This window comes from Amycolatopsis dendrobii (assembly GCF_014145675.1).
GTDB lineage: Bacteria > Actinomycetota > Actinomycetes > Mycobacteriales > Pseudonocardiaceae > Amycolatopsis > Amycolatopsis dendrobii.
The window spans coordinates 287,706-312,433 of the sequence record NZ_JACGZW010000013.1; the positions used below are offsets into that span (position 1 = coordinate 287,706).

General features: G+C 71.1%; 17 protein-coding genes and 1 pseudogene. 11 read left to right on the forward strand and 7 right to left on the reverse strand.

Annotation, left to right across the window (positions count from 1 at the left end; genetic code table 11):
- Positions 1-76 precede the first annotated feature (76 nt).
- From H4281_RS35275 to H4281_RS35290, 4 genes are all read left to right on the forward strand, one after another.
- The gene (locus H4281_RS35275; protein ID WP_182895194.1) at positions 77-688 is read left to right on the forward strand and encodes a TetR/AcrR family transcriptional regulator; all 612 of its coding nucleotides are present in this window, start codon (positions 77-79) and stop codon (positions 686-688) included.
- A gap of 154 nt (positions 689-842) precedes the next feature.
- Positions 843-2,021, forward strand: coding sequence for a macrolide family glycosyltransferase (locus tag H4281_RS35280; RefSeq protein ID WP_182895195.1), 1,179 nt, complete (start codon positions 843-845; stop codon positions 2,019-2,021).
- Positions 2,022-2,315: 294 nt separating this feature from the next.
- Positions 2,316-5,099, forward strand: coding sequence for an AfsR/SARP family transcriptional regulator (locus tag H4281_RS35285; RefSeq protein WP_182895196.1), 2,784 nt, complete (start codon positions 2,316-2,318; stop codon positions 5,097-5,099).
- Positions 5,100-5,286: 187 nt separating this feature from the next.
- Positions 5,287-5,790, forward strand: a complete 504-nt coding sequence (locus tag H4281_RS35290; RefSeq protein WP_182895197.1) for a hypothetical protein — start codon at positions 5,287-5,289, stop codon at positions 5,788-5,790.
- A gap of 64 nt (positions 5,791-5,854) precedes the next feature.
- On the opposite strand, the gene H4281_RS35295 is transcribed toward H4281_RS35290, so the two are convergent.
- Together H4281_RS35295 and H4281_RS35300 are read right to left on the reverse strand one after the other, a co-directional pair.
- Complete coding sequence (locus tag H4281_RS35295) at positions 5,855-6,319, reverse strand: hypothetical protein (protein ID WP_182895198.1); 465 nt, start codon at positions 6,317-6,319, stop codon at positions 5,855-5,857.
- 21 nt (positions 6,320-6,340) lie between these two features.
- Complete coding sequence (locus tag H4281_RS35300) at positions 6,341-6,907, reverse strand: hypothetical protein (RefSeq protein WP_182895199.1); 567 nt, start codon at positions 6,905-6,907, stop codon at positions 6,341-6,343.
- A 322-nt stretch (positions 6,908-7,229) separates the two neighbouring features.
- Between H4281_RS35300 and H4281_RS35305 the strand changes: the two genes are divergently transcribed.
- Positions 7,230-9,320, forward strand: a complete 2,091-nt coding sequence (locus H4281_RS35305; protein ID WP_312872239.1) for an AfsR/SARP family transcriptional regulator — start codon at positions 7,230-7,232, stop codon at positions 9,318-9,320.
- A complete protein-coding gene (locus H4281_RS45905; RefSeq protein WP_246412528.1) occupies positions 9,278-9,478 on the forward strand; it encodes a hypothetical protein in 201 nt (66 codons plus the stop codon). The genes H4281_RS35305 and H4281_RS45905 overlap by 43 nt, the downstream gene beginning before the upstream one ends.
- Before the next feature lie 378 nt (positions 9,479-9,856).
- Here the strand turns inward: H4281_RS45905 and H4281_RS35310 are convergent, their stop codons facing one another.
- Positions 9,857-11,599 (reverse strand): AMP-binding protein, encoded by a 1,743-nt coding sequence (locus tag H4281_RS35310; RefSeq protein WP_182895200.1) that lies wholly within the window; start codon positions 11,597-11,599, stop codon positions 9,857-9,859.
- On the reverse strand, positions 11,586-13,385 hold the full coding sequence (locus H4281_RS35315) for a prenyltransferase/squalene oxidase repeat-containing protein (protein WP_182895201.1): 1,800 nt from the start codon (positions 13,383-13,385) through the stop codon (positions 11,586-11,588). Before H4281_RS35315 ends, H4281_RS35310 begins: the two co-directional genes overlap by 14 nt.
- A 225-nt stretch (positions 13,386-13,610) precedes the next feature.
- Between H4281_RS35315 and H4281_RS35320 the strand changes: the two genes are divergently transcribed.
- Genes H4281_RS35320 through H4281_RS35335 form a run of 4 tightly spaced genes read left to right on the forward strand, consistent with a single transcriptional unit; the run spans position 13,611 to position 17,783 of the window.
- Entirely contained in the window at positions 13,611-14,918 is a 1,308-nt protein-coding gene (locus H4281_RS35320; protein WP_182895202.1) for an FAD-dependent oxidoreductase, read from the forward strand.
- 43 nt (positions 14,919-14,961) lie between these two features.
- Entirely contained in the window at positions 14,962-15,891 is a 930-nt protein-coding gene (locus tag H4281_RS35325) for a 4-hydroxy-3-methylbut-2-enyl diphosphate reductase (protein WP_182895203.1), read from the forward strand.
- 33 nt (positions 15,892-15,924) lie between these two features.
- Positions 15,925-17,127, forward strand: coding sequence for a sensor histidine kinase (locus H4281_RS46430; protein ID WP_182895204.1), 1,203 nt, complete (start codon positions 15,925-15,927; stop codon positions 17,125-17,127).
- On the forward strand, positions 17,127-17,783 hold the full coding sequence (locus H4281_RS35335; RefSeq protein ID WP_182895205.1) for a response regulator transcription factor: 657 nt from the start codon (positions 17,127-17,129) through the stop codon (positions 17,781-17,783). The genes H4281_RS46430 and H4281_RS35335 overlap by 1 nt, the downstream gene beginning before the upstream one ends.
- 3 nt (positions 17,784-17,786) lie before the next feature.
- On the opposite strand, the gene H4281_RS35340 is transcribed toward H4281_RS35335, so the two are convergent.
- A complete protein-coding gene (locus tag H4281_RS35340; RefSeq protein ID WP_182895206.1) occupies positions 17,787-21,224 on the reverse strand; it encodes an ABC transporter ATP-binding protein in 3,438 nt (1,145 codons plus the stop codon).
- Between the two features lie 26 nt (positions 21,225-21,250).
- The gene (locus tag H4281_RS35345) at positions 21,251-23,272 is read right to left on the reverse strand and encodes a polysaccharide deacetylase family protein (protein WP_182895207.1); all 2,022 of its coding nucleotides are present in this window, start codon (positions 23,270-23,272) and stop codon (positions 21,251-21,253) included.
- A gap of 580 nt (positions 23,273-23,852) precedes the next feature.
- Between H4281_RS35345 and H4281_RS35350 the strand changes: the two genes are divergently transcribed.
- Entirely contained in the window at positions 23,853-24,605 is a 753-nt protein-coding gene (locus H4281_RS35350; RefSeq protein WP_182895208.1) for an AfsR/SARP family transcriptional regulator, read from the forward strand.
- Positions 24,606-24,610: 5 nt separating this feature from the next.
- On the opposite strand, the pseudogene H4281_RS45915 reads toward H4281_RS35350, so the two are convergent.
- Positions 24,611-24,728: pseudogene (locus H4281_RS45915) on the reverse strand (flavodoxin-dependent (E)-4-hydroxy-3-methylbut-2-enyl-diphosphate synthase); the annotation flags it as partial.

Consider the following 24,728-nt stretch of genomic DNA (forward strand, 5'->3'; position numbering starts at 1 on the left):
TCTGCGGCACCGAGGGGCACCGCCCGGTGATCTCCATGTCCCGGGACGCCGGGGCTGGACGTGGCAGAATCGGCCCATGTCCGGAGACCTGCCCCATGGCCTGCGCGAACGCAAGAAGGCGCGCACTCGCAAGACGATCCGGACCGAAGCGTTCCGCCTCTTTCGCGAGAAGGGCTACCCGCACACGACCGTCGAGCAGATCGCGGCCGCGGCGGAGGTCTCGCCGAGCACGTTCTTCCGGTACTTCCCGACCAAAGAAGACCTGGTGCTGGCGGACGACCTGGATCCGGCCCTGATCGAGGCGTTCCAGGCGCAACCGCCCGAGCTTTCCGCGCTGACCGCCTTCCTGCGCGCCGGCGAGGCGGTGGTGGCGACGTTGCCCGCCGAGGAACGGCAGTTCGAAAGGGAGCGCAGGCTGCTGCTGCGCACCGACCCCGAACTGCGCGGCGCGATGATGGTCGAACTGGGACGCAGCGTGGACCTGCTGGCCGGTCTGCTGGCGGGGCGGCTCGGTCGATCGACCGAGGATTTCGAAGTGCGCGTGACGGCAGGCGCCTGCGTCGGCGCGTTCTATCTCGGCATCGCCGAATCGGGCGAGGACCCGCGGGCGAGCGCCAGGGTCGTCGAGTTGCTGGAATCCGGCATGCCCGGCTGCGCCGGTGTGCCGGCGCACGGCAGCGGCCGCTGAGCGGCTTGCCCTCCCGCGCCTCCTGACAAGCCGAGCAACTCCCTAGCTGCTCCTTGCCGGCGATAAAATGGAACTCACTCTTTTTTGACAGTGACTTCCACTTTTTTGGTACTGTCGTTGTGACCGCGTGGGGGGGCAAGTCAGGAGGGGGACTATGGGGAAGCACTACGGTTTCGTGAGCGTGGCCGCGCACGGGCACGTCAACCCGACCTTGCCGCTGGTCGCGGAACTGGTCCGGCGCGGCAACCGCGTCAGCTATGCCACCGCGGAGCCGTTCCACGCCGCGGTGCGCGCGGCCGGAGCCGAGCCGGCCGCTGTGCCGTTCGAAGTGTCGAGGATGCCGTCGATCCGCAACGGCCAGCCAGATTCCGCGGCCATCGCAGCCAAGCGGGAGAGCGCGCTGGCGAGCATGACGCGGAGTTTCGACGTGCTGTGCGACCGGTTCGCGGGGCAACGACTCGACGCGATCTGCGGGGACGTCATGGCACCGGTCGGTGCCATGGTCGCGGAGCAGCTCGGTGTGCCGTTCGCGGCGCTGTGCCCCACCTACGCGAGCAATGAGACTTTTTCCTTGCGCACGGCCATGATTGGCGGCGCGGCCGCGGAATCCCCGGTCGCACACCTCGACGAGCGGCTGCAGGAGTTCGCCGGACAGCGGGGCCTGACCGGACGGTACCGCATGGTTTTGGACGAACCGGCTCCGCTGAATCTTGTCTTTCTGCCGAGGGAATTCCAGCCGCACGCGGAATCCTTCGACGAGCGGTACGCGTTCCTCGGCCCCTCGATCACCCGGCGAGCGGATTCCGGGCAGTGGCGGCCTCAGGGGCAGCCCCTGCTGTTCGTTTCGCTCGGCACGCTGTTCAACCAGCAGGCCGGTTTCTTCCGGCAGTGCATCGAGGCTTTCACGGACAGCGACTGGCAGGTCGCCATGTCCGTCGGCCGGGACATCGATGCCGCGGACCTCGGCCCGGTCCCGGCGAACTTCGAGATCCGGCCGCATTTCCCTCAGTTGGACGTGCTCCGGGCAGCGACGGCGTTCGTCTCGCACGCCGGCATGAACTCGACGCTGGAATCCCTCTATTTCGGCGTTCCGCTGATCGCGGTCCCGCACATGCCGGAACAGGAGATGACCGCGCGGCAGGTGGAGGAACTGGGAGTCGGCAGGCGCCTCGATCCAGCCCTGACCACGGCGGACCTCCTGCGCGCCACCGTGGACCAGGTAGCCGCCGACGAACAGATCCTGTCCACCGCGAACCGGATGGGCGTCAGCCTGCGGGAACGGAAAAGCGGCGCCGAGCGGGGAGCCGACCTGGTCGAAAAGCTGAGCTCGTAATTCATCCGCCGCGTTTTCCAGCAGTACCAGGAAGCCTGCTTCGACGGTGATCCGTCGAGATTGTCCGGCATCCGCCGGAACCCGCGAGAGCGCGCACTGCCATCGGTGTTCGCGCGCGAGAACGTCACCGTCACCCCGTACCTTCGCCCGCAACACCCAGTCACCGCCGGACTTCACCCGAACGGACCCGTATCTGGGCGCCGTCCCGCCGCTCCTGCTGGAGGTCGGTTCCGGCGCGGAGTCGCCGGTCCGGTTCGGCGGCCTTGTCGGAAAGGCCGGGCGCGAGGGGGACCGTTGGGCGTTGCCGATCGTCTCGAGTTCCGGCTGCTGGGACCGGTGGAGGTCTGGCGCGGCCCGGACCGGCTGGCGGTCTCCGGCCGGCATCAGCTGTCCGTGCTGGCTGCTCTGGCGTTGTGCCCGGGGCGGGCGGTGTCCGTCGGCGCGCTCGTCGACGCGGTGTGGGAAGGGGATCCGCCGACGTCGGCGCGCCGGCAGGTGATCAAGCTGGTGTCCCGGCTCCGCGGCGCGCTCGGCGAGGTGATCGCCACCTGTCCGGGCGGCTACCTCCTGGACGCCGAGGCGGACCAGGTCGACGTCGGCGTCTTCGACTCGTCGATCGCGAGCGCGCGCCGGCTCTCGGCGACGGATCCGGCCGGCGCGGCGGAAGCGGTGCGGGAGGCGCTTCGGCTGTGGCGGGGCCCGGCGCTGAGCGGAGTCACGCCCTGCCTGACGGCGCAGGCGACGCGCTTGGCGGAAAGCCGTCTGGCCGCGGTCGAGGACGGCATCGAATGGGGCCTGGCGGCGGGCGGGCACGCGGCGTTGGTCGCCGAGCTGGCGCCTCTGGTCACTGAACATCCGTTGCGGGAAAGACTTGTCGGCCAACTGATGCTGGCTCTGCACCGTTCGGGGCGGTCGACCGAGGCGCTGGAGGTTTACCGGCGCATCCGGGAACAGCTGGCCGACGATCTCGCGTTGGAGCCCGGTGCGCAGCTGCAACGCTTGCACTTGGCGATCCTGCGCAACGATTCCGCCGCGGCCGCACCGGTCCCGCAGCCCGAGGCAAGTCCTGGGGGCGCGGTGCCCCGGCAGCTGCCTTGTGCGGTGGCGGGTTTCACCGGCCGGGCATCGCAGCTGAAGGAACTCACCGGGTTGCTCGACCGCGAAGGCGTCGTGGTGATCTCGGCGATCAACGGCACCGCGGGCGTCGGCAAGACGGCGCTGGCCTTGCACTGGTCGCACCAGGTCGCGGACCGGTTCCCCGACGGGCAGCTCTACGTGAACCTCCGGGGTTTCGATCCCGGCGGCCCGCCGGTCCGGCCCGCCGAGGCGATCCGGGGGTTCCTCGACGCGCTCGAAGTGCCAGCCCAGCGGATCCCGGCCGGACTGGCCGAACAGGCGGCGCTGTACCGGTCCCAGCTCGCCGGGCGGCGGATGCTGGTGGTGCTGGACAACGCGCGCGACGCAGGCCAGGTCCGGCCGCTGCTGCCGGGCTCGGCGCGGTGCTTGACCGTCGTCACCAGCCGCGACCGGCTCGGCGGTTTGGTCGTCAGCGAAGGGGCGCGGGCGGTCCCGCTGGACCTGATGACCGCCGCCGAAGCCCGTGACTTGCTGGCGAGCCGGCTAGGCCCGGAACGGCTGGCCGCCGAGCCGCACGCGGTGCACGACCTGATCGAGCTGTCCGCGCATCTGCCGCTGGCGCTGAGCATCACGGCCGCCCGCGCCGCGCTCGCCCCCGCGTTGTCCTTGGCCGAGCTGGCGAAGCAGTTGCACGACGTCCGCGATCGGCTGCGCGGCCTGGACGCCGGCGACGCCAGTGTCGATCTCGGCGCGGTGTTCTCCTGGTCCTATCGGACGCTCGGCGCCGCGGCGGCGCGCATGTTCCGGCTGCTGGCCTTGCATCCCGGCCCGGAGATCTCGCTCGCCGCGGCCGCCAGCCTGGCCGGAACCGAGCGCCAGCACGCCCGCGCCGCCTTGTCCGAGCTGACCCGGGCGCAACTGCTCACCGAACCCGGCGCCAACCGGTTCGCTTACCACGATCTGCTGCGGGCGTACTCGGGGGAAACGGCGCACCACGAAGACAACGAGCAGACGCGCCGCGCGGCCGTGCACCGCATGCTCGACCACTACCTGCACACCGCGCACGCCGCGGCCCTGCTGATCAACCCGCCCAACGACCGGCTGCCTCTCGCCGAACCCCAGCCGGGCGCCGTCGTGGAAGAGCTCGCCGACGACGAGCAAGCCTGGCAGTGGCTGACCGCCGAGCGTCCGGTGTTTCCCGCTGTCGCCGAATGCGCTGCCGGAGCCGGTTTCGGTTGCCACGCTTGGCAGTTCGCCGGGAGTGTGGCCAGTTTCTGCATTCGTGCCGGGCATTGGGCGCAGATGGAGGCCACGCAGCAGGTCGCCGTCGCCGCGGCGGAACACGCGGGCGATCTGCGCGGGAAAGCCTGGTCGCTGCGCGAACTGGGCCGCGCCCGCATCCGGCTTCGCCGTTACCGGGAAGCCAGGGCCAGCCTGTGCCGCGCGCTGGAACTGGACCGGCGGCTCGGCGATCTCGTCGGCCAGGCGCGCAGCTTGAACAACCTCGGCATCGTGTCGTACGCGGAAGGCTCGTACCCGGAAGCACTGGAACAGGGCAATGCCGCCTACGCGTTGTTCCGCGCGGCAGGCCACCGGGCGGGCCAAGCGGAAGCGCTGAACGCGATCGGCTGGATGCGGACCCAGCTGGGCCAGCACGCCGAAGCGCTGCGCTCCTGCGTCCGGGCGCTCGAACTGCACCGAGCGGTCGGCAGCAGGCATGGCGAAGCGGATACCTGGGACAGCCTCGGCGTCGCCCACCACAACCTCGGCGAACACCGCCGAGCCGTCGCCTGCTACGAGAACGCCCTTGCCCTGTACCGGAAACTGGGCAGTCGTCATCCGCGGGCCGACACGCTCGTCCGCCTCGGCGACACCCACCAGGCCGCGGGCGACGTCCGCGCCGCACATCGCTGCTGGCGAGAGGCCGTGCTGATCCTCGACGAACTGCACCACCCCGACGCCGACCTCCTCCGCACCCGGCTGGCCGCGCCGACCCGGTGAGCCGGCGGGGTACCGGCTGGGTACCGCAAGGGAACCGGGCGCCGACAGGCTGACTGACGTCGGCCGACACCGAAGCGGTCGCGATCGCGGCGGAGGCGGCGGGGGCGCTCCGCCCGAAGACGACCGACGAGGACTGAGGAATGCCCGGTCCTCTCCGTGAAGCTGTCTCGAAAAATTTGGGGAGTCCATGAAGAACGTTTCTCTGTTCGCTCGCCGGGCCGCTGCCGCTGTCGGCATCGCGGCGGTCGCCACGGCTGTCGCCGCGGTCGGGGACGTGGCCGCGGCGAACGCAGCCGTGCCGCACGCTGACGGCGCGGTGCTCGTCAAGAAAGTCACCTCGGCCCGCGGAACGCTCGAGATCTTCGAGGGGGCCGCACCGGGCAGTGTCGTGACACCGCATTCGTCCTACGGCTGCGCCGGTTCCGACCCCAGTGTGTGCCTCGACATCGAAGGTTCCGGGCTCTACGTCGACCACATGCAGAACGACACCTACGTCCGGCGTTCCGGCGGGATGGACCTGCAGATCAACGGGCCCGGCGGCATCATCGTCGACAGCGGCTGGTTCACCGCGTACCCGGGCCACCACTACGCGTACTGGTGGCCGCGCGGCTACGTCGCTCGCGGGTACTACTGCGCCACCGCTTATGTCGGCGGCGGGCACGAAGGCGCCTGCAACACGGTCCACAACTGAACAAGCGCGACAAGACCCCTGGCCGGGCAACCCCGGCCAGGGGCCGTTCTGTGCGGAGGAAAGGTCAGCCCTGGTGGTGCACCAGGGTGGCGCCCGTCCGGAAATCCTCGAGGAACGCGGTGATCGACCGGTGGAGGAGCACGCACGTGTAACCGGGATCGTGCGTGATCTTCACCTCGACGGGAAACTGGGCGACCCCCGCGACGACGCCGTTCTTGACCGGGTAGTCCTTCGCGATCAGGCCGGTCGCGGACGCGCGGATGTCGAGAGTCGATTCGCCCTTCGTGCAGATCGCCTTGACCTCGGCGGTCAATTTGGCGGAAATCGTCGTGGCGCCTTTCACCGCCACATCCACCTCCCGGAACGAGACGGTCGCGACGACGCCGTCCCAGCCGACCTCGGTGGCCTCCGGCACGAAATGCGCCCCGTCCGCCCACGCGGAGTGGGCGCCGGCGGCAAGGATCGCCGCGGTCGTCGCGACGGTCGCGGCGCAGTTGCCGAGCAGAGTCCGAGCTTTCTCGAAGAACATGCCGACTCCTGGGAACTCCGGTCAGACCTGCTGGAAGTCCACCGGGACGTCGTTGTTGTTCTGGTCCTTGGCCCCGCCGGACGCTCCGTTGACGACCGTGAAGTCCTTGGTCTGCCCGTCGAGCTGCAGCCGCAGCGTCTCGAAACCGATCCGCAGGCTGGACACGCCCCGCAGGTTGGCCGCCGAGACGCGGAACTTGACGTCGATGTTGACGTCGATCAGCTGCTCGCTGTGGAAGACCTCCTTGAGGACGCTCCGGCTGCTGTCGTGCTTGAAGCTGACGACCCAGATCTTCCAGCTGTCCGACGACGGCAGGTTGTAGACCTGCCACAGGCTCTTGAAGTTGAACGTCCGGAGCCTGCCGTGGATCTCGCCTTCGAGATCGAAGCCGTGGGACTGGACCACGAGGTTCTGCAAGGTGCTGAACCCGTGGAACGCGGTGACGTCGCCGTCGAGCGGGGCGGCGGGTCTGGCGACCGGGTCGAACCGGCTGTGGACCGCGTCGAGCGCGGACCCGCCGGCCGGGCTCGCGGAAGCCGCCGCCGCTCCGGCGGTCAGCGCCAGGACGCCGACTGCGATCGCCACCACTGCGCGGGAGCATGCCTTCCAGGCACGATTTTTCATTTCCGTCTCTTTTCCTGTCCGATTCGGGGCACGTTTTCGGGAATGGTGGATTCGACGACGCGAGTCGTCTGCGAATACCTCATCAGGAGTTGTTGGACGGCTGCTGGACGGCGATTGGACGGCGTGCCGTTACCGGTGAACCCGTGTACCCGCAACATGATTCGGCAAACTCGGCGGCGTGCCCCCCGGCTGTCGGCGGCATTTTAGCCCGTGCGGAGCCACTTTCTTGTGTTCCGGTTGCCAGGCCCATTACTTTGGGTCCGGCAACCGATAGCTGGGGGCCGCGGTGGCGACGAGATCGGTACGCATCCAGGTGCTGGGATCGCTGCGGGCGTGGCACGACGGCACCGAACTCGCGCTCGGCCCGCCCGGCAGGCGCGCGGTGCTCGGACTGCTCGCGCTCGCCGGCGGGGACACCGTCGCGCGGCGGGACCTCGTGGACGCGCTGTGGGGCGACCGGCCGCCGCCGAGCGCGGTGAACGTGGTCCAGACCCATGTGAAGCACCTGCGGCGGCTGCTGGAACCCGGGCGCGCGCCGCGAGCGGGCAGCGGGGTGCTGCCGCATGTCAGCGGCGGTTACGCGGTGCGGCAGGACGCCGTCGACGTCGATCTGTGGCGATTCCGCGAACTCCTCGCCGAGGCGAACGACGCGCACCGCGACGCCGATGCCGCCCGCGTCGTGGCCTCGCTCCGCGAGGCGCTCCGGCTGTGGCACGGCAGGCCGCTGGCCGACCTGCCGCCGCTCACCGGCCACCCGAAGGTCGTTTCGCTGCTCACCGAACGCCGGGAAGCGTTTTGCCGGTACGCCAAGGCGATGATCGACACCGGGGCCGCCGCGGAGGTCCTGCCCGGCATCGCCGAAGCCGCCGCGGAGCAACCTCTCGACGAGGCAGCGCAGGCTCTCCTGATCCGGGCCCACCACGCGCTCGGGCAGCGAGGCGAGGCGTTCCGGCTCTACGGGCTGATCCGGACACGGCTCGTGGACGAGCTCGGGATCGACCCGGGGCCCGAACTGCGGGCCGCGCATGCGGCCGTGCTGTGCGACCCGGTGGCCGCGGTGTCCGCTGAACCCCTTCCGGTGCACGGGGTTCCGAAGCAGTTGCCGGCCGAAACACGCGGGTTCGTCGGCCGGGCAGCGGAACTGTCGCTTTTGGACGGTCTGTTGTCCGGCGGCATCGCCGCGGTCTCCGGCACGGCGGGCGTCGGCAAGACAGCGCTGGCCGTGTGCTGGGCCCACCGCGTCCGGGCCCGCTTCCCGGACGGGCAGTTGTACGCGAACCTGCGCGGGCACGCACCGGGCGCCCCGGCCGCGCCGGTCGAAATCCTCGCGCAATTCCTGGCCGCGCTGGGGATTCCGCCGGATCGCGTACCTCCCGACGCGGAGACCGCGGCGGCTCTCTACCGGACCCTGACGGCCGACCGCCGGATCCTGGTCCTGCTGGACAACGCCGTGAACCCGGACCAGGTCCGGCCGCTGCTGCCCGCCGGACCCGGGTGCGCGACGGTGGTGACCGGGCGCGACCGCCTGACGGGTCTCGTCGCGGTGAACGGCGCGTGCCGGCTCACGATCGACGTGCTCAGCCCCGGCGAATCCGTCGAACTGCTCGAAGGCGTCCTCGGCCCCGGGCGCGTTCGGGCCGAACCGGCGGCGGCCGCCGAGTTCGCCGAGGTGTGCGTCCACCTCCCGCTCGCGCTGCGGATCGCCGCGGCCAACCTCGCCGACCGGCCCGGCTCCGGCATCGGGGAGTACGTCGCGGAACTGCGCGAGGACAACCTGCTCGCCGCCCTCGCGGTGCCGGGCGACGAGCAGACCGCGGTGCGGGCCGCCTTCGACCTGTCCTACGCCGCCCTGCCCGCCGACGCCCGGCGGGTGTTCCGGTTGCTGAGTTTGGTTCCCGGCACGGACTTCGGCGCCGAGGCCGTGGCCGCGCTGGCCGGAGTCGAGACGCCGCGCGCGCTCGCCCTGCTGGACCGGCTCGCCGCCGCGCACCTGGTCGAACACGTGCCGGGCCGATACCGCTTCCACGACCTTCTTCGCCGCTACGCCGCCGAGCAAGCCGGCCGGCGCGAATCCGCCGCGGACCGCGAGCGGGCGCTTCGCCGCTTGCACGACTGGTACCTGGCAGCGGTGGACGGTGCCGCCCGCCTCCTTTACCCGCATCTGCTGCGATTGCCGGCTTCCGGTGCCTCGGCCGAATTCGCCGGGCTGGGCGAGGCGTCGGCGTGGTTGGACGCCGAACGCGGCAACCTCGCCGCCGCTGTGCGGTTCGCCGACGGCCGCGGCCCATGGCGTGGCGGCTCTCCGGCGCGTTGCGCGGGTACTTCCGGATGTGCATGCGCCGGGTCGAACGGCTCGCGGTCGCCGGAGCCTGCCTGAACGCGGCAGGCTGGACCGAGGCGCGGGCCGCGGTGCTCGGCAACCTCGGATTCGTCCGCTGGGAAAGGGCAAGCTCGCCGAGTGACTACACCCAGGCGCTCCTCCGGCGCCGCCGGATCGGGTTCCGGCACGGCGAAGCAGCAACCTCGCCGGCCTGAGCCGGAACCGGCACGCCCGCGGCCGGAGCGCCCTGGCAGCCGTGCAGGCTTCCGCGCTCGCCTAGCGGGCTCTCGAGTGTTGCAGGGAAAGGCTCCGACTGCGTTGGCTGGTGCTTTGCTCGCCTGCGGGAGTCGGGGAGCGCGGCCGAGCATGCCCGGAGCGCGCTCGCCGTACATCGGGAGATGAGCACTTGCCGGAGGGAACGCGGACGCTGGCACTCCTTTCCCGGTTGCGCTGGGGTGAGCACAACCGAGCCGTCCGTGCGGGGAACCCTGGGGAAATCTGAGTCCGTCAGGGTTTCCCTCAAGGACTCAGATTCCCGGGGGCCAGGCTGGGAAGCGGACGGCCAGTTCGGGCTCGTGAGGTCCTTCGGCTTCTCAACGCAGCCGTGCCGCCAGTTGTGTGCGGTCGAGTTTCCCGTGGGGGTTCAACGGAAGCGCATCGGCCGCGAAGATCCGTTCCGGGACCATGTAACCCGGCAGGCTGCGGCCCAGCGACAGGCGCAGAGCGGCCTCGTCGACAGTCCCGGTCTCGACGAACAAAGCCAGGACGGTGTCGCCGCGGACGCCGGGCACGGGAGTCGCGGCGGTGCGCACGCCGAGAAGACCTGTCGCGACGTGTTCGATCTCGGCGAGTTCGACGCGGTGGCCGCGGATCTTGACCTGTCCGTCCAACCGGCCGCGGTGGTGGAGAAGGCCGTCGTGCCATTCCGCCAGGTCGCCGGTGCGATAGCGCCTCCGGCCGTCCCGGGTGATCAGTTTCTCCTGGTCCAGCGACGGGTCCGAGTAGCCCGCGAAAACCTGCGGGCCCGCGACGAGCAGTTCGCCGTCGTCGTCGATGCTCAGGTCGGCGCCGGGCGTGGGGGTGCCGATGGGCAGGATCGCGTGGCCGGGGACCGGGTCGGCGGGAGCCAGCCGGTAGGTGCTGACCCAGACTGTCGTCTCGGTCGGTCCGTAGACGTTGTCGATGACCGCCTCCGGCGCGGCGGCGCGGGCGAGCGCGACGGTCTCGCGCCGGAGCGGTTCGCCGCCGATCACGACATGCCGCAGTCCGGACAGCGACCCCGGCGCCAGGTTGCCCGCCGCGGCGGCTGCTTCGAGCAGGCTCGGCGTGCAGGCCCACACGGTGACGCCGTGCCGGGCGATCGTCCCCGCTGGGTTGAGCGCGTGCACGCGGGGCACGGCGGCGAGCGCGCTGCCGCTGCTCCACGCGCCCCACATCTCGAACACCGAGAAGTCGAACGTCAGCCCGTGGCACTGGGAGAAGACTTCCCCCGGACCGGTCCGGAACGACGGCAGCGCGGCGGCCAGGAACGCTTCCACGTTCCCGTGGGTGATCCGCACCCCCTTCGGCCGCCCGGTCGAGCCGGAGGTGAACAGCACATACGCGGGGCTGTCGCCGGTGACCGGAGCCGCGGCCCGTGCGGCGGGGCTCGGATTCGCCGCGCCGTGGATGTCCACCACGGGGATCCCGGCCATCGCGGACAGCTGCGCCTCCAACGGTTCTTCGCCGCGCAGATCGGTGTGCACGACGCAGCGCGCGCCGGCCTGACGGACGATGTCGGCGTTGCGTTCCGGCGGAAAGTCCATCGACAGCGGCACAATCGTCGCGCCCGCGTAGAGGACGCCGAGGTAGGCGCAGTACGTCGCGATCTCGCGTTCGCCGAGTACGGCGACCACGCCGCCCGCGCCGACGGTCTCGGCGAGTGCGGCGGCGTGGGCCGCGGTTTCCGCGTACGTCAGCACACCGGCGTTGTCGACCAGGCACGGCTCGTCGGCGAACCGTGCGGCTGTCTCGGCGAAACGCGCGGCCAGTCCCTGCGCGGGTGCGCGCCAGACACCTCGGGCGGCTCCGTCCGCGGGGACGTCCAAGGTGCCTTCGACGAGTTTCCACAGCGAACGCGGCGTACGGAACGCGCGCTCGTCGAAAGCGGGCAGCTCGATGCCGTACCGCGTAACCAGTTTGCTGCTCAACGCCAACGTGCTCAGCGACGTGAGCCCGTAGTGCAGCAACGGAGTATCGGGTTCGAGCGAAGACGTTTCGTCGCACAGGGCCAGTTCGCTGCGGAGCAGTTCCTCGAACTCCGCGCTCCACGGCTTGACCTGCTCAGTGGCTTCCATGCGGCACCGCCCAACGCGGCTGGTCGAACGTTCCCGGCGCGGTCGCGGTGCCTTCGCGCAATGCTTCGCGATAACGCGCGAGTGCTTGCAGGGCATAGCCGTTCGCGGTGTGGTCGTGCCGGTACAGCAGTTCGAGGAAGTAGACGCCGAGCAAACTGGGTTGCCACAGACCGTCCGCGTCGCGATGGTCGACGAGCCAGCGTGCGCCGCGGGCCGCCATCGGCGCGGTCGGTGTCACGCCCGCGGCGCACAGGCCCAGCAAGGCCATCGCCGTCTCCTCGACCGTCGAGCGGCCCCGGCCGAGCGCGTCGCCCCAGCCGCCGTCTTCGTTCTGGTTGAGCCGCAACCACGAGACGCAGCGCCGCGCGACCGCGCTCGAACCCAGGCCGGCGTCGCCCAGCGCGCGAAGCACGGAGCCCGTTCCGCACACTTGCCCGACGTACCACTTGTTCTCGATGGCGCCGTCCGCACGTTGCACCTTCGCGAACCATGCGTACGCCTTGCGCAGCGGCTCGTCGTCCGGGCGGCAGCGTCCGGACAACGCGAGCGCGGAGAACGCTTCGGCGGACATCACCGCGCAGGGTCCGTACAGCACCTTCGGCGACCGCGCCTTGCCGACCATGGCGAAGGACGGGTCCATGCTCGCGATCCGGCCGACTTGCGCGAAGCAGCTCCACGAGCCGTCGTAGTTTTGCTGGCGGAGCAGCCATTCAGTGCCGCGCCGCACTTGGGGGTCGCTGACGTCCGCGCCGTCGCCGGACAGCGCGATCACCGCGTCTCCGGTGTTGCCGCTGTTCGGCCAGCCGGACGGCAGTCCCCAGCCCCAGCCGCCGGGCGGCGCGCCGGTCCAGATGAAGTCCTCGTCCCGTTGCGCGGAACGGATCCAGCCGACCGCCTTGGTCACCCGCGCGTCGTCGCCGAGTCCGGCGTGCTGCAGGCCGGTGGTGATGAAGTTGGTCGCGTCGACCTCGAGGTCGCGGGTGACCGCCCAGCCGCCTTCCGGCTTGATGGTGGCGCGGAAGTAGTCGAGGCAGTGCCGCACGATGTCCGGGCGCTGTTTCGCGATGGTGAGCCCGATGCAGACGTTGGCCGACATCATCGGCGATTCGACGAAACCGCCTTCCGGGCCTTCGAACCCGACCAGCCCTTCGAGGTATTCGATGGCCTTCGGCGTCGCGGCTTTGTTGAGCGCGGCGCGCACGCGGCCGCCGGGCATCAGTTCGGCGCACATCAGGCCCCACGACAGCGCGGTGGGCATCGCGAAGGTCAGCTTGCGGCGCAACGGGGCGGGCAGCAGGGCCAGTTCGATCGGGCAGCGCAGCAGGCCTTCGTCGCTCATCAGCCCGGCCAGCACCAGGTAGAAGTGCACCAGGACAGTCAGCGAGCACTGTTCCACGTCCCGGATCGCCGCCGTGCCGCCGAATTCCCCGACGCGCGCCCAGCCGCGGCGGATCTGCTCGGCGGCCTCGTCCGGGATGACCAAAGCGAGCGCGGCCACCGAAAGCGCGGTGCCGTTCAGCGTCGGCTCGGTGTCCACGTCGTCGCCCCAGCCGCCGTCCGGGCCCTGGTTGGCCAGCAGGAAATCCAGGCCCCGGCGGATCAGGTCCCGGCAGCCCGCGGGATCCGCCAGGTGCATGGCGATCACCACGTCGGCGGTGGAACCCGGGCTGGCCGACAGCCTGCCTTCCCAGCTGCCGTCGGAGCGCTGGAGAGCGAACAGCGCGTCGGCGGTGCGGGCCAGCGCGTGGTCCAGCTCCCCGGGCGGGAGAATGGGGTCGAGGCTCATGGTCGCTCGCTTTCGGACCTGGCGGGAAAGGGAATCGCGGCCGGAACGCCCGGAAAAGGACACAGGCGTGGCGCGATCAGTGTGACACGGCCGAGTTCGCGCGGTCAACCGAGCCGGCGGCCGCGTTGACGGTTTCGCGGGCCCGTGTCACGCTGTTCGCGGGGGATTCTTCTGTGCACTCGCGGTGCGATTTCGCGCGTCTTCCGGAGCAGAACGGTAAATGGTGTGAGCGATTACGACATTGTCATATGCGGGGCCGGGGCCGGCGGGCTGACCGCCGCGATTCTTCTCGGCGGGCAGGGACGCCGGGTGCTGCTGGCCGACAAACTCACCGACACGGTGGAAACGTTCAAGGGCGAACTCCTCCAGCCCGGTTCGCTGGCCACATTGGACTCGATCGGCGCGCTGGAAACCCTGCGCGGCGCGGGCGGGCGGCGGATCGACCGGCTGGTCTGCGCGGGCGACGACGGCGCGGAACTGTGCGCGATGGACTACCGATGGCTGCCGAGCGCCTACGACCACTGTCTCACCCACACCTACAAAGGCATTCTGGACAACCTCATCCAGGCGCTGCCCGCCGGCGTCGAATTCCGCCGCGGGGTCTCGGTCGACCGCGCGGTGCGGGACGGATCCGGCCGGGTCGCCGGGGTCGTGCTGCGCGAGCGCGGCGCCCGCGCCGAGGTGTCCGCGGACCTGGTCGTCGCGGCCGACGGGCAGGCGTCCAAGCTGCGCGCCCAGGTCGGGATCGAAGTGGACACCACGCCGTACGACCACCAGGTGGTCGCGATCGACCTGGCCGGCGTTCCGGAACTGGCGCACCAGGCGACCACCACGATCACCCGCGAGGGGATGCGGGTGATGTACCCGATGCCCGGCGGCGGCGGACGGCTGTACTTGCAGGTCGCGCGCGGGCTGGTGAACCGGATCGGCAAGGCCGGGCTGGCCGGGTGGGTGGACGAGGCGGTCGCCGCGTGCCCGAGCGCGGCCCCGATCGCGGAGTCCGTGCGCGCCGGGGTGCCGACCTGCCGGGTGCTGTCCGCGCGGCGGTTCGTCGCGCCGGTCTTCCACGGCGCGGGGATGCCGCTGATCGGCGACGCGGCGCACGCCGTGCACCCGATGGCCGGACAGGGCATGAACGCGGCGATCGCGGACGCGGTGCGGCTGGCCGGGGCGTTCCGGGACGTGCCCACCTCCGGAGCCGGCGCGGTCGACGCCGCGCTGGCCGAATACGACCGGGTGCGCCGCCCGGAGCTCAAAACCATTTCCGAATTCAGCCACCGGTTCGCGGAAATGTTCACCACCGCGGTCGGGAATTTCGGGTACGCGCGCAGCAAGTACATTCTTTCCTGCCACGGCCGGAATCGCCGGTTGTGCTACAAGATCATGCACAACATCTCCGGTCTCGGCTATCAGAAATTCTCCGTTCTCGACCGGTTGCAGCAACTCGGCTGGCCGGACCGCGCGGCCGATCGGTTGCCTCCGCGTCGAGCGAGCGTGGACGGCGCTGTTGAGGCCACCTTGGACCCGCGTTGAGGAATCTCGTGCGGTCCGCCGTGCCCCGCTTACGGTCGCGGCCATGAAACAGGTCTTGCTGGCGAGCCCGCGCGGGTACTGCGCCGGGGTGGATCGCGCCGTACGCGCCGTGGAGGCCGCACTGGAGCGCAACGGCGCGCCGGTCTACGTACGCAAGCAAATCGTGCATAACACGCATGTTGTGCGCCGGCTGGAGCGGCTGGGCGCGGTGTTCGTCGACGAGGTGAGCGAAGTGCCGCCTGGCTCGGTCACGGTGTTCTCGGCGCACGGCGTCGCGCCCGCGGTGCACGAAGCCGCAGCGGGGCGGTCGTTGCGCACTATCGACGCGACGTGCCCGCTGGTGACGAAGGTGCACCGCGAAGCAGTGCGTGCGGCTGCGCGCGGCGACCAGATCCTGTTGATCGGCCACCACGGGCACGAAGAGGTCGAAGGCACGAGCGGCGAGGCTCCCGCGGACACCATCGTGGTGGACGGCCCGGAAGCAGTGGCCGGCCTGGAAGTGCGCGATCCGGCGAAAGTGACCTGGTTGTCCCAAACGACCCTTTCGGTCGCGGAGACCGAACAGACCGTCCGCCGGCTGCGCGAACGGTTCCCGCTGCTGTCCGACCCGCCGAGCGACGACATCTGCTACGCCACCCAGAACCGGCAGGAAGCGGTCGCGGAGCTGGCGTCCCGGGCCGGGCTGGTGCTTGTCGTCGGTTCCGCCAATTCGTCCAATTCGGTGCGGCTGGTGGAAGTCGCGCTGGACGGCGGCGCATCCGCGGCGTACTTGGTCGAGGACGCCGCCGCGGTCGATCCCGCGTGGCTGGAGGGCGTGCCGACGGTCGGGGTCACCAGCGGCGCGTCCGTTCCCGAGGATCTGGTCGAGCAGGTGCTCGAACTGCTCGCCGGACACGGTTTCGGCGACGTGCGCGAGGTGCGCACCGCGGAAGAGAAGCTGAGTTTCGCCCCACCGCGCGAGTTGCGGTCGTAACGACCGGCCGCGGCTGCGGTTAACCTGCCAGGCATGGACGAGGCGAGGAGGACCGTACGGGCCGCGGTGTCCGGCGAAGGACGGTCCGAAGCGCTCGCCGCTGCCGTGCGCTGGGCGGTGCGCGTGGGCCTGATGGTGGTGCTGGCCTACACCGTCGCGGTGACCCCGCCGGGGATCGGCGCGCACGGGCTGCCCGGGCTGAACCTGCTCGGCCTGCTCGTCGGCGCGGCGGGCTGGCTCGGCTGGGGCCTGCTGCGCGACCGGGAAGGCCTGCTGCGGCTGATCGCGCTGCCGGTCGGGGTGGCGGGCGGCGCGCTGCTCGTGCCCGGCACTTCCGGTTCGGACGTCGGCGTGATCCTGGTCTGCCTGATGGTGCTGGCCGCCGCCAGCGTGCTGGAGCCGGGTCCGGCCGGGGTGCTCGCGGTCTTCGCGATGGCCGCGGCCGGGATCGCCGAGCGGTTCTGGGAGAACCTGCTGCCCGGCGGGTTCGCGGTGCTCGCGGTCGCGGCCTCCTATCTGGCCGGGATCGTGCGCCGCCAGCGCACGCTGCACGTCGCGCAGACGGAGCTGCTGCTGGTGGAAACCCAGGTGGCGAAGGAGGAACAGGCCCGTTCCGCGGCGCTGGCCGAGCGGGCCCGGATCGCCCGTGAGATCCACGACGTGCTGGCGCATGCGATGGGCGGCTTGATCGTGCAGCTGGAGGCCGCGGACGCGCTGCTGGAGACGGTGCCGGGCGCGGACCGGGCGCGGGCCTGCGTGATCCGCGCGCGCGGGCTGGCCGGGGAAGGCCTGACCGAGACCCGCCGCGCGATCGGCGCGCTGCGCGGGGACAAACGCTCGCTGCCGGAATTCCTGAGCACGCTGGTGGAGGACTACCGCGCCGACTATCCCGACGTGCCGGTGTCTTTCGAGCAGCCCGCCGAACAGCCGGAATTGCGCCCGGAGGTCACGCTGGCGCTGCAGCGCCTCGGCCAGGAAGCGCTGACGAACGTGCGCCGGCACGCCCCGGGCGCGCCCGTGACCGTCTCGCTGGCGGTGGATGCGGAGCGGGTCGAACTGGTCGTGCGCAACGGCGCGCCGGGCGAAGCCGAGCGCGGCACGACCGGCGGCGGGTACGGGCTCGTCGGCATGCGGGAACGGATCGAGCAATTGGAAGGCACGCTGGACGCGGCGGCCGAAGGACCGGGCTGGACCGTGCGGGCGCGGGTGCCGCGGCCGCGAACCGAGGGGGACTGATGGACGGGCCGTTGCGGGTGCTGGTCGCCGACGACCAGACGGCGGTGCGCGAGGGACTGGTGACCCTGCTGGAGACTTTCCCCGGGACGACGGTGGTCGGCGCCGCCGCGAACGGGGACGCGGTGCTGGAGATGGTCGCCGCCGATCCGCCGGACGTGGTCCTGATGGACCTGCGGATGCCGGTCCGGGACGGGGTCAGCACCACCGCCCGGCTGCGCGACGAGTATCCGGCGGTGAAAGTCGTCGTGCTGACCACGTACGCCGACGACAGTTCGGTGCGGGACGCGTTGCGGGCCGGCGCCCTGGGATTTCTCACCAAGGACGCCGGCCGCGCGGACATCGCCCGCGCGCTGGCCGCGGCCGCGTCCGGCCAGTCGGTGATGGACGCCGAGGTGCAGCGGCGTCTGCTCGCCGGGATGGACTCGCCGGAGGAGCCACCGGCGCGGACCGCGGCGCACGAGGTGTTGAGCGGCCGCGAGGTCGAGGTGCTGCGGCTGGTCGCCGGCGGGTTGTCCAATCGCGAGATCGCCGGTCGGCTGTTCATCGGCGAGGCGACGGTGAAGAGCCACATCAACCGTATTTTCGCGAAGATCGGCGTGCGGGACCGGGCGCAGGCGGTGCGGTACGCGTTTCGGCACGGGCTTACGAGCGAGTGAGGTTCATCTGGGCGTGGTTTCGGGGGAGCCCCAGAGCTTCGTGTAGTGACCGTGGGCAGCCAGAAGTTCGGCGTGGGTGCCAACCTCGGCCAGCCGCCCACCCTCCAGCACCGCGATGCGGTCGGCCCGCGCGGCGGTGTGCAGGCGGTGCGCGACGAGGATCACCGTGCGTCCGGCGCACGCCGCGGCCGTCGCGGCCTGGCATCGTGCTTCGGTCCGCGGGTCCAGATTCGCGGTGGCTTCGTCAAGGACAAGGATGGCGGGTGCCAGAAGCCGGGCCCTGGCGAGCGAAACGAGCTGACGTTGGCCTGCCGACAGCGCGGAGCCGCCGACGCCGACCGTAGTGGCGTAGCCGTCCGGCAACGCCTCGAACACTTCATGCGCGCCCACCGCACGCGCTGCGGCGACGGCATCGCGCGGGCTGGCATCTGGGCAGCCGTAACGGATGTTGTCGAGCACGCTGCGCCCGAAGAGGTACGGTTCCTGCGGCACGAACCCGATCTGCCTGCGCAGCAACCGTACGTCGTAGCTGCGCAGGTCGACGCCGTCCACCAGAACTTGCCCCTCGCACGGATCGTGAAACCGGAGAAGCAGCTTCAGCAGCGTGGACTTCCCCGCGCCACTGGCACCGACCACGGCCAGCGTGCTGCCCGCCGGCACGTCGAGAGAAACGTCCGACAGGGCGTCGCGCTGGGTGCCGGGGTAGCGCATGCGTACCTGGTTGAACTGAACCGCGCCTAGGTGCTGGGACGGCGTAAGAGGCTGTCGCGGAGACGGTACGGCCGGTTCAGTACGGAGGAAGGCGCGAAGCCGTCGTACGGCGACAGCGGCCTGCGCGTAACCGTCGTAAGCCTGGGCGAACTGTTGCACGGGCGCGAAAAGCGAGTCGAGGTACAGCACGAAGGCGACCAGTACGCCCGCGGTGAGAGTGCCGTCTTCGATGCGCGCTGCTCCGGCCGCAAGCACTACGGCGGCTGTCACGGCACCCACCAACTCGACGAACGGGAAGTACAGCGCGGTCAACAGATGCGTGCGTACGCGGGCGTCGCGGTACCGGCGGTCGTGCGCGCCCAGTTCGGTGACGCTGTCGTGCCGGCGGCCGTGAAGCTGCACCACGGTGAGCCTGCTGATGGTTTCGCGAAGTGCGGTGGTGAAGGTGGTCAGGCTCTCCCGCGCGAGGGTGTAAAGCGGGGTGGAGCGGCGTCGGAACCACCCCGTGGCCAGCAGCACCAATGGAACTCCGGCGAGCGCGAGCAGCGCCAGTCCGCCGTCCATTAAGGACAGTGCGGTGATCGCGCCGATGGTGCTGACCGCGCTGACCAACGCGCCGGGCAGATCGTTGCGCAAGAAATGGGACAGTGCCTCGACATCGGCGGTGAGCAGGGTGATCAACCGGCCGCGGTCCCGTTCCGCGGGGCCGAGCGCGAGTGCGTGCTGTGCGGTGCGGCGGCGCAAGCCGAACAGCACCCGCTCGCAGGTGCGGCCGGTCACCACGGTTTCGCCCGCGGTGCTCAGCGCGTTGAGCGCGACCAAGCCCGCACCGGCGGCGACCCATGCCAGCAGTATGCCGAGTTGCCCGGCATTCACGCCCGAGTCCACTCCGCGGCCCACGGCCAGCGGTAGCAGCACGTCGGTGGCAGTACCAGCGGCGAGCAGCGACAAACCGGCGAGGAATCCCTTGCGGTGCGCGCGGAACAGCCCGGATCGGCGAGGCGGGACGACGGCGGGTGCCGTAACCAGGTGCGAGAAGGCGGGTTCCTGCGGCGGTGCCGTGGGCACCGCGTCGCCGAGGAGTGCGCGGTAGGCGGAGGAGCGCGCCTGAAGCTCCTCGTGGGTTCCGATGTCCGCGACGCGGCCGGATTCCAGCAGCACCACCCGATCGGCGGTACGGAGGAGGTCCGGGCGGCTGGTCGCCACAACCCGGGTGGTGGCCAGGCCGCGCAGGTGACGGTGGATGGCGCGCTCGGTCACCGCGTCCACCGCCGTCGTCGGGTCGTCGAGCAGCAGCAGCTTCGGCTCCGGGAGCAACGCCCGGGCGAGCGCGATGCGTTGTCTCTGCCCACCGGACAGTTCGCCGTCGCTGATCCTGGTCTGATAGCCGTCCGGGCTTGCCAGGATGAAGTCGTGCAGCCCGGCCGCACGGGCCGCCGCGACGATTCGTGCGTGGTCGGCGTCTGGCGCGCCGTAGGCGATGTTCGTCTGGAAGGAGCCTGGCATCAGCTGTGGTACTTCGGTGAGCACCCCTACCGCTCGATGCAACGCTTCACCGTTCAGCGCGCGTACGTCCACACCGCCGACGCGTACGCAGCCAGCGGTCGCGTCGTAGCGGCGACACAACAGGCGTAGCAGGGTCGACTTCCCGGAACCCGGCGGCCCGGCAACCGCGACGTACTCGCCTGGCGCGATCGTGAGCGACACGTCGCGGAGCACCGGCTCGGCGTCGTAGCAGAAGTGCACGTTGCGCAGTGCGACGCCGAGCGCTTGATCGGGGAGCCCGTGCGGACCGTCCTGCAGTCTCGGCTGGACGTCGATGAGCGCGAAGCAGCGCTCCAGCCCCGCGCGTGCTTCCTGTGCGTACCCGACCAAACCGGCCAGGGCGCGCACCGGACCGACCAACTGCGCAAGGTAGCTCACGAAGGCGACGAAGGTGCCGAGGCTGATGTCGTGCCGCAGCGCGAGCCAGCCGCCGATGCCCAGCACCCCGACTTGTCCGGCCAACGGCACGGCGCTCATCAACGGCAGGATCGCCGCGGAGACCCGAGCGGTGCGGATCCGCGCGGTGCGCACCGCCGCGGCGTGCCGTTCGATGGCGGCCAGTTCGTGGTCCTGACGGCCGAACGCGGTCACCACGTGCAGTCCGTCCAGCACCTCGGACACCCGGCCGGTCAGCTCCGCCGACCGTTGCTGCGCGGCGAGTCCCGCCGGGAAGATCCGGCTGCGGGCCAGGTGGACGGCCAGCACCAGCAGCGGGCACACCGCCAGCACCAGCCCGGTCAGCACGGGGGAGAGCAGCACCATCGCGGTCGCCGACGCGGCCAGCAGCGCGAGGTTGCCGATCGCGGCGGGCAGCGGGTCGAGCAGGCCCTGTGCGTAGCAGACGTCGCCGGTCGCGCGGCCGAGCAGTTGCCCAGCGCCGAATCCGACGCGCTGGCTCTCGTCGAGGCGATGCACCGCGGCGACCACGTCGGCGCGTAGTTCGCGTTGCACGTCCAGGGCTGTCCGGCCGCCCCAGTACTGCCGGACGGCGGTGGCCGCGAACCGGCCGAGCGCGAAAGCCAGCAATACCACCAGATACGGTGCGATCGGATCGGCGTGCGTGACGACAGTGCGGTCGATCAGCCGTTGCTGCACCAGCGGCAGCGCCGCGGCGAACCCGGTGGCGGCCAACGCGGCCGCTGTCGCCAGCACGCACGCGCCGCGATGCCCGCGCAGATGACGCACCAGCCTCCGCAGAGCCGGTGGTGCCATCACATCACGCCGGTGGGTGCGGCCAGCGCCGCCGTCCGCGGCTGCCCGGCCGGAGCCGGGTGCAGGACGTCGCGCGCCATGGCCAGCCAGCGCACCGCGAACGCGTCGTGCACGAATCCCGCGCCCAGCAGCAAATCCACGTGCGTGTCGTGCGCGACGACGGTGGCCGGGAACCCGTGCCCGGCGGCAGTGGGCTCGTCGGTGTGCACGGCAGCCTGCCCGGGATCGAACGCGAGCCAGCACTGGCTCGCCCCGCTTTTCCAGCCGCGCCAGAGTTCCCCGCCGATCGCGCTGACCGCCTCCCGGCCGTCGAGCAGCGCCTCCAGGTAGTCGGGCACGATCAGGTTCTCGATCCGCCGCCCCGGCGTCGCGGTGTGGATGCAGGCCAGCAGCGCCGGGACGCCGTGCCGGAGCGCGTACCGGCGCACCTCGGTGGCGGAGCCGTCTTCCGGGCGAAGGTCGACCGCCACCGCGGACGAGTCCTGCGCGGACACCCACGGGATCCAGGCGCGGTGCGCGGTCTCGCGGTCGGCCAGCGCGCCGGGATGCGCGGCGGGCACCTCCATGTAGCGGTGCAGTTCCTCCTGGAAGTTCCAGTGGTCGGCCGGATTCCCGGCGATCAGCGCCGGACCGTCCTCGCCGGAACCGCGCGGGCGGCGGTGCGCGAGCAGGGTCACCCGTGCGCCCTCCCTCGGCGAAACCAGGCACCACACGTCGTCGCTCACCAGGATGAGTTCCCCGTCGCCGTCGCGGTCGATGTCGTGCAGCCCGGCGGAAGGCGCGTAGCGGCCGCCCGCCGCCCAGCGGGCCGCGGACAGCAGCGGCCGGGCCAGCCGCGCGTGCGACGCGGTGGCGCGCACCCACGGGGCCAGCGCCCGGCCCTGCCCGTCCTCCGCGCGGTCGTGCCAGCCCAGTTCGTGCTGGCCCAGCAGGAGCATCCGCTCGGCGACCGCCCGCAGCCGCGGTTCGACGGCGCTGCCCGCCTCCCGGATCTCGTGTTCGACGGAGGCGAGCAATTCCCCGTAGGACCACCATTCCTGGGTGTCGGTCCAGCCGCGGTACGACGGCCCGGCCGACCAGTCCACCTCCAGTTCGTAGTAGGTCCCCGCCGGCACGTCGGCGGGTGCGGCCCGCGGGCGTCCGTCCAGCCAGGAATCGAGGCAGACCGGTTCGGCCGCCCCGGATTCGGCCAGGAACCGCAGCAGGCGCTCGTAGCGTTCCAGCGCGGGTTCCCAGCCGCCGACGCCGGCCGCGCGTTCCATGTCGTCGGCGTACACGAGGATTTCCTCGCCGGTCTGCCGCTCCCCGACATCGGCGAGGAACGCCTCCAGGAAGTGCAGGTGCGCGTCCGTCCGGGGCGGGAACAGGTACCGCAGGTAGGAACAGATCGGCAGCACGGTCAGGTCGCCGGTCGCCGCGCGCGGGCGCAGCAGGCGCAGATCGGCGAGGCCCGGGCGGAACGGCGGCGGCCGCTCGGCGTCCCAGTGGAACGGTCCGTGCAGGTCGGCGTGCGCGCGGGAGTCCGCGGGATAGCCGTCCTCGGGGACCGGCTTCGCGAGCAGCCGGTCGTCCACCAGGACCCGGCGGATCCCGGCCTCGGCCAGCACCCCGGCCAGCTCCGGCGCCCACACCCGCTCCGGCAGCCAGGCGGTCGGCGGCTGGCCCTCGGGCAGGTCGAAGTGCCGCCGGTGCAGGTCCGCGGCGGCGGCCAGCTGGCGGCGGTTCGACCACTCCGAGCACGCGGGCATGATCGGCTCGGAGTAGGTGCCGCCGAGCAGCGAGACGGTGCCGTCGGCGATCCGTTCGCGCACCAGGCCGACGAATCCCGGACGGTGCCACAGGGCGGCTTCGAGCAGCGTGCCGGACAGGTGCAGCCCGGTCGGGATCCGGTAGCGGCGGTGCAGGTCGAGCACCGCGGCGTAGCCGTCGCAGATCCGCCCGATGCCGTCCCGGTTGTCGTAGCCGTCGGTGATGTTCAGCTGGTTCGCGTGGTGCACGAAGGCGAGTGGCGCGCCCGACATGACAATCCTCCCGGCTCCGGTGGCTGTCGCGCGGGACCCCGCGACGACCGCTGCCGCCGACGGTAGGAGCGCGGCCCGTCCGGCGTCGTCCACCGCTGGTTGGGTTCGCGGGTGGGTTCGCCGGGTCCACCCGTGGGTGGAAGGCGCGGGATCAACGCGGGCTCAACAGCCGCGCAATCCGGGGCCCGCGGCGGACGGGCGCCGGGAATATCCGCTTTCCGCGCCGGGCGGAAAGTAAATACAGATTAAATAGCGATATCCATATTTTGCCCGACCCTGACTTTCGCGCGGGTGTGCCGGGTTGTTTCCTTGTATCGGGCAAGCATTGCGCGGTCCGCGGGGTTGCTCATTGCCCCGATCGGCCGCGGTGTCGGTGGACAGTGCCGAACCCGATATGGCAAGCTGCGCCCAGCGGCACTGGCGGGAGAAAAAGAAATGCCGCGCGACGCGGTCCGGGAACTCCGGATTCCGGCGGCGTGCGACCCCGCGCAGCGCCGTTACTGGGTGCGGTAAAAACTGGCTGGTGCGGAGAGGGCGGGTCGCCCGGGCCTCTTCGTGCGGTGATTCCTGGGGGAAAGCCGTGGATTTCAAGCTTTTGGGCCCGTTGCGGGTCGAATGCGGGGACGCCGAGGTAAGCATGCCGAAGGCGCCGAAGGTCCGGCAGCTGCTGGCGTTGTTGTTGTTCTACCACAACCAGATCGTGAGCACTGACCAGATTGTGGACGAACTGTGGGGCGAGGAGTCGCCGCGCCAGGCCGCGCTGACCGTGCGCACGTATGTCTGCCACATCCGGAAAGCGATGGGCGAGCCCGGCGGCGGGCACGGCTTGCGCACGGTCTCCTCCGGCTACCTGCTTTCGCTGGGCACCGGCCAGCTCGACGTCAGCCGGTTTTCCTCGTTTTACCACTCGGGCCGCGCGCATTACGAGGCCGGTGAACATGAAAAGGCCTCGGAAAGTTTCCGGCGCGCGTTGGAGGTTTTCCGCGGCCGGGTCCTCGCCGACGTGGAGACCGGGGCGATTCTGCGCCCGTTCAAGGCCCGGCTCGAAGAAGAACGCACCGCGGCGCAGGCGCTGCGGATCCAGACCGACCTCGCGCTGGGCCGGTACCTGCAGCTGATCGGGGAACTGCGTTCGCTGACCATCAGCCAGCCGCTGAACGAATGGGCGCACGCCCGGCTGATGGAGGCGCTGACGCATTCCGGCCGCCGCAGCGACGCGCTGAACGTGTACCGCACGCTGCGGCGCACGCTCGACCAGGAACTGGGCATCGCGCCCGCGCCGGAGCTGCAGCGGCTGCTGCAACGGATCCTCGCCATCGGCCAGCCCACCTGATCGCCTCAGCCCACCGTCACAGTGGGTGTGCCCGGAGTGTCGACGGTGTCCGCGATGCGCATGGCCTCTTCGATCAGGGTCTCCACGATCGCGTGCTCGGGCACGGTTTTGATGACTTCGCCT